This window comes from Aeromicrobium sp. JJY06 (genome assembly GCF_044069275.1).
Classification (GTDB): domain Bacteria; phylum Actinomycetota; class Actinomycetes; order Propionibacteriales; family Nocardioidaceae; genus Aeromicrobium; species Aeromicrobium tamlense.
Genome location: NZ_JBIMRD010000002.1, coordinates 234,400 through 248,377 on the forward strand (window position 1 = coordinate 234,400; position 13,978 = coordinate 248,377).

Consider the following 13,978-nt stretch of genomic DNA (forward strand, 5'->3'; position numbering starts at 1 on the left):
ATCGGTATCTGAACGCGTTAAGGTGACTCTAGCCTGCACGACAGCGCCACGGCAAAGGAAAGCGACGAAGGTCGCAGACGAAAGGTTCCTCATGGCTGACAAGCCCTCCACGAAGGCCTCGAAGGCCGCCTCCCAGGACGCCGCCACCATCCGCCGCGTCGCCGTCATCGGCGGCAACCGGATCCCGTTCGCGCGGTCCAACACCGTCTACACGGGCGTCTCCAACCAGGACATGCTGACCGCCGCCCTCGACGGGCTCGTCGAGCGCTTCGGCCTCGAGGGCGAGCGCGCCGGCGAGGTCGTCGCCGGAGCCGTCCTGAAGCACGCGCGCGACTTCAACCTCACCCGCGAGGTCGTCCTGGGCTCCAAGCTCTCGCCCGCGACGCCCGCCACCGACATCCAGCAGGCGTGCGGCACGGGCCTGCAGGCCGCGTTCCAGGTCGCCAACAAGATCGCCCTGGGCAAGATCGAGTTCGGCATCGCCGGCGGGACCGACACCACGTCCGACGCGCCGCTGGCCGTCAACGACAAGCTGCGCAGGATCCTGCTGCAGGCCAACCAGGCCAACGCCAAGGGCGACAAGAAGGCCCTGCTCAAGCTGTTCGGCAAGATCCGCCCGAGCCACCTCGCGCCCGACCAGCCGCGCAACGCCGAGCCCCGCACGGGCCTGTCGATGGGCGACCACCAGGCGCTCACCACGCATGAGTGGGGCATCACCCGCGAGGCGCAGGACGAGCTCGCCGCGCGCTCGCACCAGAACCTGGCCGCTGCGTGGGAGTCGGGCTGGCAGGACGACCTCGTCACGCCCTACAACGGCGTCGAGCGCGACAACCACCTGCGCCCCGACTCCACCGTCGAGAAGCTCGCCAAGCTCAAGCCCGTCTTCGGCAGGCAGCTGGGCGACGCCGCCACGATGACGGCCGGCAACTCCACGCCGCTGTCCGACGGCGCCTCCGTCGCGCTGCTGGCCTCGGAGGAGGAGGCCGCGCGTCGGGGCTGGGACGTCAAGGCGTTCCTCGTCGACTACGAGACCGCGGCCGTCGACTACGTCAACGGTGGCGAGGGCCTGCTCATGGCGCCCGCCTACGCGGTGCCGCGGATGCTCGAGCGCAACGGCCTGACCCTGCAGGACTTCGACTTCTACGAGATCCACGAGGCGTTCGCCGGCCAGGTGCTGTCGACCCTCGCGGCGTGGGAGGACGCGGACTTCTGCAAGCAGCGCCTCGGCCTCGACAGCCCGCTCGGCTCGATCGACCGCGACAAGCTGAACGTCAAGGGCTCGTCGCTCGCCGCCGCGCACCCGTTCGCGGCCACGGGCGGCCGCATCATCGCCAACCTCGCGAAGCTGCTGGAGGAGAAGGGATCGGGCCGTGGCCTGATCTCGATCTGCGCCGCCGGCGGTCAGGGCGTCGTGGCGATCCTCGAGCGCTGACGCACGAACGACAGCGGGGCCGGTGGCATCAGCCACCGGCCCCGCTTCGCGTCTGGGGGAGGGTCAGTCCGGGCGCTCGACGATGGCGCGCACCGACCGCTTCGCGAGGTCGAGGACCTCGGTCGTGGGCAGGTGCTCCATCGTGGGCAGCCCGGAGTTGAGCTCGCGGATCGAGCGCTGGAAGGTCACGAGGTTCAGGATGCCGAGGCCCTGCGTGTACATGATGTTCGCGATGAGCTCGGGGTCCTTGACGTCGAACTCGCCGGTAGCGTTGCCCGCCTCGATCGCCGACGTGATGTGGTCGAAGCAGCGGTTGATCGCCGCGCCCAGCTCGGTGAGCCGCTCGAGGCTGATCTGCTCCAGCAGCTCGGAGCCGCGGTGGCGCAGCAGGGACTGCGCGCAGTCGACGAAGGCCGGGTACTCGGTGCCGTAGGAGAGGAACTCCACGGTGATGGTGTCGATCCGCTGGCCCGGGGTCAGCTCGGGGTCGTCGGACTTGGCCAGCCGCGACTCGAGCTGGTTGAGGTAGTCCACCAGCGTCATCGCGAAGAGCTCTTCCTTCGTGGTGAAGTGGCGGTAGATGATCGCGCGGTTGATGCCGACGGCCCGGGCGATGTCCTCGATCTGCGCGTCCCGCATGCGTCGCTCGTCGAAGAGCGCGCGGGTCGCATCGAGGATCTCGCGCGTGCGTTGCGCCCTGCGCTCGACGATGGCCATGACACCGACCCTATCGGTCTGGTCCGCGTTTGCACCGGCCGCGTCGGCCCGCCGAGGCAGAAACTGTGAGGCAGGACACCGCTAGGGTGACGGCATGGGGAAGTTGGACATTCGTACGAAGCGGTGCCTCGTCACGGGAGCGGCCGGGGGCATCGGCGCCGCCACCGCGGTCGCACTCGGCCGGGAGGGGGCCCACCTGGTGCTCACCGATCTCCATTCCGCGGGACTCGAGCGGACGGCTGAGGAGGTGCGTGCCGCGGGCGGACGCGTGCTCATGGTGCGTGCCGTCGACCTCACCGACGCCGACGCCGTGCGCGCCCTCGCCGCCGAGGTCGGGGCGGAGGTGGGCGCGCTCGACGTGCTGCTCAACATCGCCGGCATCTCGATCTGGGGGACCATCGACCGGCTCCAGGAGGAGCACTGGCGCCGGCTCATCGACGTGAACCTCATGGGACCGGTGCACGTGATGTCGTCGTTCCTGCCCGCCATGATCGAGGCGCGCCGCGGGGGACACGTGGTCAACGTCTCGAGCGCGGCGGGGATCTTCGGCCTGCCGTGGCACGCGGCCTACAGCGCCAGCAAGTTCGGCCTCCGGGGCGTCTCCGAGGTGCTGCGGTTCGACCTGCGCCGCCACGGGATCGGCGTGAGCCTCGTGTGCCCGGGCGCGGTGGCGACGCCGCTCGTCGAGGGTCTCGAGGTGGTCGGCGTCGACCGCTCGGCGCCGTCGATGCAAGCCGTGGAGCGCCGGTTCCTGCGGCACGCGATCAGGCCCGACGAGGCCGCGGCCGCGATCGTGAAGGGGCTCGAGCGTCGGCGCTACTGGGTCTACACCTCGCGCGACATCCGCCTCGGCCACTACGCGCAGCGCTGGTTCCCGTGGGGGTACGAGGCGGTGATGCGGCTTCTCAACCGCAGCCTCACGCGGGCCGAGGCGAAGGCCACGGCCGGAGCGGGCCGATGAGGGCGCCCCGCGTCGCCCCGGGCGGCCGCCGCCAGCTCGGGCTCGTGAACTTCCTGCTCGGCAAGGCGCTGTCCCGCGGGGCCGGCGTGCGTGAGGCCCACCTGTTCACCACGCTCGGCCGCAACCGCTCGTTGTTCCGGGCCTGGCTCCTCTACTCGGGGGCCCTCATGCTGCGCGGCCGCCTGCCGCGGCGCGAGACCGAGGTCGTGATCCTGCGCGTCGCGCACCACTGCGACAGCGACTACGAGCGCCGTCACCACGTGCGACTCGGCCGGCGCGCCGGACTGACGACCGGGGAGATCGAGCGCACGCGTGCCGACGGCCTCGAGGGCTGGAGGCCCTCGGACGCCGTGCTGCTCGCCGCCACCGACCAGCTGATCGCGCACGAGGGCATCGACGACGCCACCTGGGCTCGGCTGCGCGCCTACTGGGACGAGGCGCAGGCGATCGAGCTCACGCTGCTCGTCGGTCAGTACCGGGGCCTGGCCACCACGATCCGCACGCTCGGGATCGCGCCCGACCCCTCGACGGACTGAGACCCGGCGTCGTACGTTCGGACGACCGACGGCAGGGGAGACGCGATGCACGACGTGACGTACTCGATGGGACTGACGCTCGACGGCTACATCGTCGGGCCCGACGGCTCCTTCGACTGGGGCGCGACCGACGAGACGATCACCGAGATCATGGAGATCTCGCTCGACGAGATCGCGGGCGTCTCCACGCACCTCATGGGCCGGCGGGTCTACGAGACGATGCTCTACTGGGAGACGGCTGCCGAGGACCCCGACCTGAGCGACCTGGAGCGTCGGTGGACCGAGCGGTGGAACCCGCTGCCGAAGGTCGTCCTCTCGCGCTCGCTCACCGAGGTGCAGGGCGCCGCGCGGCTGGCCACCGGCACGCTGCAGGAGGAGATCGAGCGGCTCAAGGCCGAGCCGGGCGACGGTGACATCGCGATCGGGGGCGCCACGCTGGCCGCGCAGGCCGCCGACCTCGACCTCATCGACGAGTACCGGCTGCGGGTGAGTCCGGTCCTGGTCGGCGGGGGCATCCCCTTCTTCTCGCACGGTCGCCGGCGGGTCGACCTCGACCTCGTCGAGAGCCGCGAGTGCGCCGCCGGGCTGATGTACCTGCGGTACCGCGTCAGGCGCTGACCGGTCCTCTCTCGCCGACGCGCGAAATGTCGGACCTCGCCCGTAGGCTCGACGCATGAGACCTGTCTCCGAGCTCACGCGGCAGGTGGCGCCGTTCGAGGTCGTCTCCGAGTACCAGCCCGCCGGCGACCAGCCCGCCGCGATCGCCGAGATCACGCAGCGCATCCAGGGCGGGACGAACGACGTCGTCCTCATGGGCGCCACCGGCACCGGCAAGACCGCCACCACGGCCTGGCTGGCCGAGCAGCTCCAGCGCCCGATGCTCGTCATGCTGCCCAACAAGACCCTCGCCGCGCAGTTCGCCAACGAGCTGCGCGAGCTGCTGCCGAACAACGCCGTCGAGTACTTCGTGTCGTACTACGACTACTACCAGCCCGAGGCGTACATCGCGCAGAGCGACACCTACATCGAGAAGGACTCCTCGATCAACGAGGAGGTCGAGCGGCTGCGCCACTCGGCCACGTGGTCGCTGCTCACGCGGCGCGACGTCATCGTGGTCGCCACCGTGTCGTGCATCTACGGCCTCGGCTCGGCGCAGGAGTACCTGAACCGCATGATCGGGTTCAAGGTCGGCGACGAGATGGGTCGCGACCACCTGCTGCGCACGCTCGTCCAGGCGCAGTACGTGCGCAACGACGTCAGCTCCACCCGCGGCACGTTCCGCGTGAAGGGCGACACCGTCGAGATCTTCCCCGTCTACCAGGAGATGGCGGTGCGGGTCGAGTTCTTCGGCGACGAGATCGAGCGCCTCATGACCCTGCACCCGCTCACGGGCGAGGTGCTCAGCGACGACCAGGAGCTCTACGTCGGCGCCGCCACGCACTACGCCGCCGGCCCCGAGGTGATGGCCCGGGCGATCGAGCGGATCAAGCTCGAGCTCGAGGAGCGCCTCGAGGTGCTCGAGCGCGAGAACAAGCTGCTCGAGGCCCAGCGCCTGCGCATGCGCACCACGTACGACCTCGAGATGATGGAGCAGGTCGGCACCTGCTCCGGCATCGAGAACTACTCGCTGCACATGGACGGCCGCCCTCCGGGCTCGGCCCCGAACTGCCTCCTCGACTACTTCCCGCAGGACTTCGTGCTCGTCGTCGACGAGTCGCACGTGACGATCCCGCAGATCGGCGCGATGTACGAGGGCGACATGAGCCGCAAGCGCTCGCTCGTCGAGCACGGCTTCCGGCTGCCCAGCGCGATGGACAACCGGCCGCTGAAGTGGCCCGAGTTCCTCCAGCGGATCGGCCAGACCGTCTACCTCTCGGCCACGCCGGGCGACTACGAGATGAACAAGGTCGAGGGCGACGTCGTCGAGCAGGTCATCCGCCCCACCGGCCTGATCGACCCCGAGGTCATCGTCAAACCCACGAAGGGCCAGATCGACGACCTCATCGGCGAGATCAACGACCGCGTCGAGCGCAACGAGCGCGTCCTGGTCACCACGCTGACCAAGAAGATGTCCGAGGACCTCACCGACTACCTGCTCGAGGCCGGCATCCGCACCCGCTACCTCCACAGCGAGGTCGACACGCTGCGCCGCGTCGAGCTGCTGCGCGAGCTGCGGATGGGGGAGTACGACGTCCTCGTCGGCATCAACCTCCTGCGCGAGGGCCTCGACCTGCCCGAGGTCAGCCTCGTGGCGATCCTCGACGCCGACAAGGAGGGCTTCCTGCGGTCGGGCCGCTCGCTCATCCAGACGATCGGCCGCGCGGCGCGCAACGTGTCGGGCCAGGTCATCATGTACGCCGACCGGATCACCGACTCGATGGCCTCGGCGATCGACGAGACCAACCGCCGCCGCGAGAAGCAGGTCGCCTACAACACGGCGAACGGCATCGACCCGCAGCCGCTGCGCAAGAAGATCGGCGACATCACCGACATGCTCGCCCGCGAGGACGAGGACACCCGCGCGCTGCTCGCCGCCACCGGCGACCACAAGCGCAAGGGCGCGGCGGTGCCGCTGGGCCAGCACACCAAGGACCTCGCCGACCTGCCCTCGGGCGAGCTCGCGGCGCTCATCGACCAGCTGTCCGACCAGATGCACCAGGCCGCGGCCGACCTGCAGTTCGAGGTGGCCGCGCGCCTGCGCGACGAGATCGGCGAGCTCAAGCGTGAGCTGCGCGGCATGCTCGGCGCCGGCACCTGAATTGGCGCTGTCACCACCGTGCTGCGAGACTGTTCCGGCGGAGGGGAGTATTCCCATCACCGGCGTCTCGTCAGCACGGGGGTCATCGTCGACCACCCCGGGACGCCGGACCGGCTCGCTGCACAGCCCGGTGGAAGAGACCTCCGAGTCGTAGCCGACCCGGAGAGAACAGAGGACCGCCTGTGAACGTCAGCACGCTCGAGTGGGGTGTCACCATCGGGGTGACCATCGCCATCTTGCTGTTCGACATCATCGTCATCGCCCGCAAGCCGCACGAGCCCACCACCAAGGAGTGCGCGCTCTACCTGTCGTTCTACATCGGCCTGGCCGTCGCCTTCGGCGCCTGGGTCTGGTCGTTCCACGGCCACCAGTACGGCATCGAGTTCTACGCGGGCTGGCTCACCGAGTACAGCCTGTCGATCGACAACCTGTTCATCTTCATCATCATCATGAGCAGCTTCGCCGTCCCGCGGAAGTACCAGCAGGAGGCGCTGCTCGTCGGCATCATCCTGGCGCTGGTGTTCCGTGGCATCTTCATCGCGCTCGGCGCCGTGGCGATCAACGAGTTCTCGTGGGTGTTCTACATCTTCGGCGCCTTCCTGATCTACACCGCGATCAAGCTGGCCAAGAACGACGACGAGGACGAGGACGTCGAGAACGCCGTCGTCCGCTTCGCGCGCAAGCGCTTCAACCTGAGCGACACGTGGGACGGCCTGAAGCTGGTCGTCCGCGAGAACGGCCGTCGTGCGATCACGCCGATGGCGCTGGTCATCATCGCGCTGGGCACCACCGACATCCTGTTCGCGCTCGACTCGATCCCGGCGATCTTCGGGCTCACGCAGGAGCCCTACATCGTCTTCACCGCGAACGTGTTCGCACTGATGGGTCTGCGCCAGCTGTACTTCCTGCTGGGCGACCTGCTGCAGCGCCTCGTGTTCCTGTCGTACGGCTTGGCGTTCCTGCTGTTCTACATCGGCATCAAGCTGGTGCTGCACGCGCTGCACGAGAACGAGCTGCCGTTCATCAACGGCGGCGAGCCGGTGCACCACATCGGCCCGGTCCCGGTGCCCGAGGTGCCCACGCTGCTCAGCCTGGGCGTCATCATCGCGACGCTGACGATCACGGCCGTTGCCAGCCTCTGGTACTCCAAGAAGTACCCCGAGCGCGTCGGCGGCGGCCACTAGGAAGCGAGCCAGCCGCCGAGCGGCTGGGGGTCAGGGGATGTCGTGGGGCGGCAGGTCGTCCGGCGAGCCCACCTCCAGCCGCTCGCCCCGGCGGCGGCTCAGCAGGTACATCGGCACCGACAGCACGAGGCCGATGACCAGCAGCACGCCGGCGATCTCGTACTGCTCCGCGGGACGGCCCGACAGGGGAGTCACCAGGTAGACGCAGGTGATGACGCCGAGGATGGCGATCGGCGCCGCGGTCGAGAAGTGCGAGTGCTCCACGTGGTCCTTGCGCAGCACCAGCACAGCGGTGTTCACCACTGCGAAGACGGCCAGCAGCAGCAGGCTCGTGGTGCCGCCGAGGATCGCGACGGCCTCGGTGCTGGCGTTCGAGACGTACGTGATCAGGCCCAGCGCGAGGGCCGTCGTGAGCACGATGGCGGCCCACGGGGTCTGGCGGCTGCTCACCTTGGAGATGCTGCGCGGGATGATGCCCTGCTTCGACATGCCGTACAGCAGGCGGCTGGCCATCAGCATGTTGATGAGCGCCGAGTTCGCGACGGCGAACATCGAGATGAACGGCAGGATCTGGTCGATCGGGATGTCGGGGGCGCCGCGCTCGACCACGGTGACCAGCGGGGTGTCGTTGCCGGCCAGCTCGCCCACGGGCACGATCGCCACGGCGCAGATGGACACCAGCAGGTAGATCACTCCGGTGACGCCCAGGCCGGTCAGCATGATCTTGGGGAAGATGCGGTTGGGCTCGTGGCACTCCTCGGCCATGTTCACCGCGTCCTCGAAGCCGACCATCGCGAAGAAGGCCAGCGAGGTCGCCGTGGTGACGGCGAGGAAGACGTTCTTGTCGTCGGGCGTCTCGAAGGCGACGACGCGGCCCCAGTCGGCGTCGCCACCGGCGATCGCCCACAGGCCGACGAGGATGACCAGCAGCAGGCCCGAGAGCTCGATCAGCGTCAGCACGACGTTGGTCTTGACGCCCTCGCTCACACCACGCAGGTTGATCGCGGCCACGAGCAGCATGAAGCCCAGCGCGATCAGCATGATCTCGAAGTTCGAGGCCTTCCAGTCGATGCCGACGGCGAGGTTCGAGGCGAACGCGCGGGCGGCCGTCGAGGCCGACGTGATGCCGGAGCACATGACCGTGAAGGCCACCATGAACGTGAACAGGTGGATGCCGAACGCCTTGTGGACGTAGAGCGCGGCACCGGCGGCCTGCGGGTACTTGGTGACCAGCTCGAGGTAGGACAGTGCGGTCAGCAGCGCGACGCCGAACGCGACGAGGAAGGGCAGCCACGCGGCGCCGCCGACCTCGGCCGCGACCTGTCCGGTGAGGGCGTAGACGCCCGTGCCGAGGATGTCGCCGATGATGAAGAGCAGCAGCAGCTTGGGTCCGAGGACCCTCCTGAGCTCGGTGGGCTGGTCGTCAGTGCTGGTCGACATGTCTCCCCCTCGTAGTTCCCTACAGGGTCGACCCGTGGGCCCGATCCGGCAACCCATGCCGGATCCGGACCCCTCGACGGACTATCGTGTGCGGGTGAAGTTGCTGCGGGGAATCCGCTCCAAGGTGTTGTCGTCGGTGGCCCGACGGCACGTCGCCAAGCGCGGGATCGACCTCGCCAGCTTCTCCTTCATCCCCGAGCCCACGAAGGCGCCGCTGCAGCGCATCGGTCTGGACCCCGTGCCCGAGATGGCCCGCATCCGCCGCGAGGAGCCGCTGCACCGGCTCGACCTGCCGTTCGACTTCACCGCCTACCTCGTCACGGGCCACGAGCAGGCGCGCCAGGTGCTCACGGCGCGCGACACCTACTCCACCGACATCCGGCACCTATTCTCCGGGGACGGCCCGGCCACGTCGGACGACATCGGGGGACTCGGCTTCACCGACCCGCCCGTGCACACGCGGCTGCGCAAGATCATCACGCCCGAGTTCACGATGCGCCGCCTCGCGCGGCTGGAGCCGCTGATCGAGCAGATCGTCGACCGCGCCCTCGACGACCTCGAAGCGGCCGGTCCCGAGGCCGACCTGGCGGAGGTCTTCGCGTTCCCGATCCCGTTCAACACGATCTGCGCCCTGCTGGGACTCGACTACGAGGACACGCAGGCGTTCTCCAAGCTCGGCAGCGCCCGCTTCGACGCCACGAACGGGGGAGCGGCGGCCTTCGGCGCCGTCTCCGAGCAGCGCGAGTTCCTGTTCGAGGCGGTGGCCCGCCAGCGCAAGGAGCCCGGCCCCGGCCTGATCGGGCAGATCATCCGCGACGAGGGCGAGCTCATCAGCGACCGCGACCTCGCGGGTCTCGCCGACGGGGTCTTCACCGGCGGCTACGAGACCACCGCCGGCATGATCGCGCTCAGCACGATCATGCTGTCGCGCGACCCGGCCTACGCCGACCTCGTCCGCTCGGGCAACCGCGAGACGCTCGACCGTGTGATCGAGGAGCTGCTGCGCTACTTCTCGGTGGTCCAGGTCGCGTTCCCGCGCTTCGCGAAGCAGGACATGGAGCTGTTCGGGACGCAGGTCAAGGCCGGCGACGTGCTCCTCGTGTCGCTCAGCGCGGCCAACCGCGACGAGGCCAACGCCGGCCTGGCCCCCGACACGTTCGACCCGCTGCGGATCCCGTCGAGCGGACACCTGGCCTTCGGCCACGGCATCCACCGCTGCATCGGCGCCGAGCTGGCTCGCATGGAGCTGCGCATCGCCCTGCCGAAGCTGCTGCGGCGGTTCCCCGACCTGCGCCTCGCGGTGCCGGAGTCCGAGCTGGAGTTCCGCCAGCTCAGCTTCGTGTTCGGGATCGAGTCCCTGCCCGTCACCCTCTGACGGTCACCAGCCGCGGGCGCGCCAGTCCGGAAGGCTCGGGCGCTCGGCGCCCAGCGTGGAGTCGTCGCCGTGGCCCGGGTAGAACCACGTGTCGTCGTCGAAGCGCGCGAAGATCTTCGACTCGACGTCGCCGCACAGCCGCATGAAGTCGTCGGGGGACCACGTGCGACCGACGCCGCCGGGGAAGAGGGAGTCGCCGGTGAACAGGTGGGTCACGCCGTCGGGGTCGTCGTAGACCAGCACGATCGAGCCGGGCGTGTGGCCCACGACCTCGATGACCTCGAGCTCGCACGAGCCGACGCGAACGCGGGCGCCGGTGCGGACCCGGACGTCGACGTCGACCGGCAGCTCGTCGGCGTCGTCCTCGCCGGCCACCGTCTCGGCACCGGTCGCGCGGACGACCTCCTCGAGGGCTCCCCAGTGGTCGGCGTGCCGGTGGGTCGTGATGACGCGGGCCAGGCCACCGTCGCCGATGAGCTCCAGCAGGCGCGGCGCCTCGGCGGCGGCGTCGATCAGCACCTGCTCGCCGGTGAGCGCGCAGCGCAGCAGGTAGGCGTTGTTGGCCATCGGTCCCACGGCGATCTTCGTGATCACCAGGTCGCCGGCCTCGCGGGTGTCGGGCGCGCCGCCGACCGTGACCTCTCCCGTGTACGTCATGCTCCCGACCCTACTCGTCGAGAGGTTTCTGTCAGGGCTCCTCAGTAGGCTTGTCGGGTGACCGATCGTCTCGTTGTGAGGGGTGCGCGCGAGCACAACCTCAAGGATGTCTCCGTCGATCTGCCCCGTGACTCCCTCATCGTCTTCACGGGGCTGTCCGGCTCCGGCAAGTCGTCGCTGGCCTTCGACACCATCTTCGCGGAGGGCCAGCGCCGCTACGTCGAGTCGCTGTCCGCGTACGCGCGCCAGTTCCTCGGCCAGATGGACAAGCCCGACGTCGACTTCATCGAGGGCCTGTCCCCGGCGGTGTCGATCGACCAGAAGTCCACGTCCCGCAACCCGCGGTCCACGGTCGGCACGATCACCGAGGTCTACGACTACCTGCGCCTGCTCTACGCTCGCGCGGGCCGCCCCCACTGCCCCACGTGCGGCGAGCCGATCGCTCGGCAGACGCCGCAGCAGATCGTCGACCGCATCCAGGCCGGCGAGGAGGGCACCCGCTTCCAGGTGCTCGCGCCGGTCATCCGCGGCCGCAAGGGCGAGTACCTCGACCTGTTCCGCCAGCTGCAGCAGTCCGGCTTCAGCCGGGCGATCGTCGACGGTGAGACGATCATGCTCGCCGACGAGCCGCCCAAGCTCGCGAAGCAGAAGAAGCACACGATCGAGGTCGTCGTCGACCGCCTCACCGTGAAGCCCTCCTCGAAGCAGCGCCTCACCGAGTCGGTCGAGACCGCGCTCGGCCTGGCCGACGGCATCGTCATCATCGACTACGTCGGCCTCGAGGAGGACGACCCGGGGCGGCGTCGCCGCTTCTCCGAGCGCCTCGCCTGCCCGAACGACCACCCGCTCCAGGTCGACGAGCTCGAGCCGCGCTCGTTCTCGTTCAACGCGCCCTACGGCGCCTGCCCCGAGTGCCACGGGCTCGGCTCGCGCAAGGAGGTCGACGCCGAGCTGCTCGTGCCCGACCCTGACAAGACCCTCGCCGAGGGCGCCATCACCGCGTGGACCTACACGCAGGTCTCCGACTACTTCCTGCGTCTCATGCGCTCGCTCGGCGACGAGCTCGGCTTCGACGTCGACACGAAGTGGAGCGACCTCGAGCCCGAGTTCCAGGACGCCCTGCTGAACGGGCACTCCACGAAGGTGCACGTCCAGTACAAGAACCGCTACGGCCGGCAGCGCTCGTACTGGGCCGAGTTCGAGGGCGCCAAGGCGTTCGTCGAGCGCCGCCACTCCGAGACCGACTCCGACACCAGCCGCGACCGCCTCGAGGGCTTCATGCGCGAGGTCCCGTGCCCCACCTGCAAGGGCACCCGCCTCAAGCCCGTCATCCTGGCCGTCACGCTCGAGTCCGAGCGGTTCGGCGCGATGAACATCGCCGAGGTCTGCCACCTGTCGATCGCCGAGGCGGCCGACTTCCTGCAGGACCTCGTGATGAACGACCGCGAGCGGCAGATCGGCGAGCGCGTCCTCAAGGAGATCCACGAGCGCCTGCGCTTCCTGCTGGACGTCGGCCTCGACTACCTGGCCCTCGACCGCGCGGCCGGCTCGCTGTCCGGTGGCGAGGCCCAGCGCATCCGTCTGGCCACGCAGATCGGCGCCGGCCTCGTCGGCGTGCTCTACGTGCTCGACGAGCCCTCGATCGGCCTGCACCAGCGCGACAACCACCGCCTCATCGAGACCCTCGTGCGGCTGAAGAACCTCGGCAACACGCTCATCGTCGTCGAGCACGACGAGGACACGGTGCGCGCCTCGGACTGGGTCGTCGACATCGGCCCCGGTGCCGGCGAGCACGGCGGCCAGGTCATCGTGTCCGGTCCGGTCGAGGAGCTGCTGGCCAGCCCCGACTCGCTCACCGGCGCCTACCTGTCGGGTCGCCAGTCGATCCCCGTGCCCGAGGTCCGCCGTCCGCGTGACAAGGGCCGCCAGCTCGTCGTGAAGGGCGCCCGCGAGAACAACCTGAAGAACGTCGACGTCGCGTTCCCGCTGGGCCAGCTGGTCTCGGTCACCGGCGTCTCCGGCTCGGGCAAGTCCACGCTCGTCAACGACATCCTCTACACCTCGCTCGCGCGCCAGATCTACAAGGCGCGCACGATCCCGGGTCGTCACCGCACGATCGAGGGCACCGAGCACGTCGACAAGGTCATCCACGTCGATCAGTCGCCGATCGGCCGCACCCCGCGGTCCAACCCGGCCACGTACACGGGCGTGTTCGACCACGTCCGCAAACTGTTCGCGCAGACGCCCGAGGCGAAGATGCGCGGCTACCAGCAGGGCCGCTTCTCGTTCAACATCAAGGGCGGCCGCTGCGAGGCGTGCCACGGCGACGGCACGATCAAGATCGAGATGAACTTCCTGCCCGACGTGTACGTGCCGTGCGAGGTCTGCCACGGCGCGCGCTACAACCGCGAGACCCTCGAGGTCCGCTACAAGGGCAAGACGATCGCCGAGGTCCTCGACATGCCGATCGAGGAGGGCGTCGAGTTCTTCGAGGCCATCCCCGCGATCGCACGGCACCTGCGCACCCTCGTCGACGTCGGGCTGGGCTACGTCCGGCTCGGCCAGCCCGCGCCCACGCTGTCGGGTGGCGAGGCGCAGCGCGTCAAGCTGGCCTCCGAGCTGCAGAAGCGGTCCACGGGTCGCACGGTCTACGTCCTCGACGAGCCCACGACGGGCCTGCACTTCGAGGACATCCGCAAGCTGCTGATCGTGCTGCAGCGCCTCGTCGACGCGGGGAACTCGGTCATCGTGATCGAGCACAACCTCGACGTCATCAAGGCCTCGGACTGGATCGTCGACATGGGTCCCGAGGGCGGCAGCGGTGGCGGCACCGTCGTCGCACAGGGCACCCCGGAGCAGATCGCGGCGCACCCCGACTCGCACACCGGCCGGTTCCTCGCGCCGCTGCTGTCGTGACG

Annotated in this window: 11 protein-coding genes; 8 read left to right on the forward strand and 3 right to left on the reverse strand. The window is 69.4% G+C overall.

Annotated features, from left to right (window positions below; translation table 11 throughout):
* Positions 1-91: 91 nt before the first annotated feature.
* Positions 92-1,432: an acetyl-CoA C-acetyltransferase gene (locus tag ACGWYL_RS12575; RefSeq protein WP_395487346.1), complete on the forward strand. Its 1,341-nt coding sequence runs from the start codon at positions 92-94 to the stop codon at positions 1,430-1,432.
* A 63-nt stretch (positions 1,433-1,495) separates the two neighbouring features.
* Here ACGWYL_RS12575 and ACGWYL_RS12580 read toward each other — a convergent pair whose 3' ends face one another.
* A complete protein-coding gene (locus ACGWYL_RS12580) occupies positions 1,496-2,149 on the reverse strand; it encodes a TetR/AcrR family transcriptional regulator (RefSeq protein ID WP_179424820.1) in 654 nt (217 codons plus the stop codon).
* 94 nt (positions 2,150-2,243) lie between these two features.
* On the opposite strand from ACGWYL_RS12580, the gene ACGWYL_RS12585 reads away from it, so the two are divergent.
* The 5 genes from ACGWYL_RS12585 to ACGWYL_RS12605 all read left to right on the forward strand — a co-directional run bounded on the left by ACGWYL_RS12585 (position 2,244) and on the right by ACGWYL_RS12605 (position 7,588).
* Entirely contained in the window at positions 2,244-3,110 is an 867-nt protein-coding gene (locus ACGWYL_RS12585; RefSeq protein ID WP_395487347.1) for an SDR family oxidoreductase, read from the forward strand.
* The gene (locus ACGWYL_RS12590) at positions 3,107-3,646 is read left to right on the forward strand and encodes a carboxymuconolactone decarboxylase family protein (protein WP_395487348.1); all 540 of its coding nucleotides are present in this window, start codon (positions 3,107-3,109) and stop codon (positions 3,644-3,646) included. The genes ACGWYL_RS12585 and ACGWYL_RS12590 overlap by 4 nt, the downstream gene beginning before the upstream one ends.
* Positions 3,647-3,691: 45 nt before the next feature.
* Positions 3,692-4,264, forward strand: coding sequence for a dihydrofolate reductase family protein (locus ACGWYL_RS12595; RefSeq protein WP_179424814.1), 573 nt, complete (start codon positions 3,692-3,694; stop codon positions 4,262-4,264).
* Between the two features lie 55 nt (positions 4,265-4,319).
* A complete protein-coding gene (gene uvrB, locus ACGWYL_RS12600) occupies positions 4,320-6,404 on the forward strand; it encodes an excinuclease ABC subunit UvrB (RefSeq protein ID WP_179424812.1) in 2,085 nt (694 codons plus the stop codon).
* A gap of 182 nt (positions 6,405-6,586) precedes the next feature.
* Positions 6,587-7,588, forward strand: coding sequence for a TerC family protein (locus tag ACGWYL_RS12605; protein WP_179424810.1), 1,002 nt, complete (start codon positions 6,587-6,589; stop codon positions 7,586-7,588).
* A 30-nt stretch (positions 7,589-7,618) separates the two neighbouring features.
* On the opposite strand, the gene ACGWYL_RS12610 is transcribed toward ACGWYL_RS12605, so the two are convergent.
* On the reverse strand, positions 7,619-9,028 hold the full coding sequence (locus ACGWYL_RS12610; protein ID WP_395487349.1) for an APC family permease: 1,410 nt from the start codon (positions 9,026-9,028) through the stop codon (positions 7,619-7,621).
* A 94-nt stretch (positions 9,029-9,122) separates the two neighbouring features.
* Here ACGWYL_RS12610 and ACGWYL_RS12615 point away from each other — a divergent pair, with 94 nt between their 5' ends.
* On the forward strand, positions 9,123-10,403 hold the full coding sequence (locus tag ACGWYL_RS12615; protein ID WP_269306680.1) for a cytochrome P450: 1,281 nt from the start codon (positions 9,123-9,125) through the stop codon (positions 10,401-10,403).
* 3 nt (positions 10,404-10,406) lie between these two features.
* Here ACGWYL_RS12615 and ACGWYL_RS12620 read toward each other — a convergent pair whose 3' ends face one another.
* Positions 10,407-11,060 (reverse strand): MBL fold metallo-hydrolase, encoded by a 654-nt coding sequence (locus ACGWYL_RS12620; RefSeq protein WP_179424804.1) that lies wholly within the window; start codon positions 11,058-11,060, stop codon positions 10,407-10,409.
* Positions 11,061-11,117: 57 nt separating this feature from the next.
* Between ACGWYL_RS12620 and uvrA the strand changes: the two genes are divergently transcribed.
* The gene (gene uvrA, locus ACGWYL_RS12625) at positions 11,118-13,976 is read left to right on the forward strand and encodes an excinuclease ABC subunit UvrA (RefSeq protein ID WP_395487350.1); all 2,859 of its coding nucleotides are present in this window, start codon (positions 11,118-11,120) and stop codon (positions 13,974-13,976) included.
* The last annotated feature ends 2 nt before the right edge of the window (positions 13,977-13,978 follow it).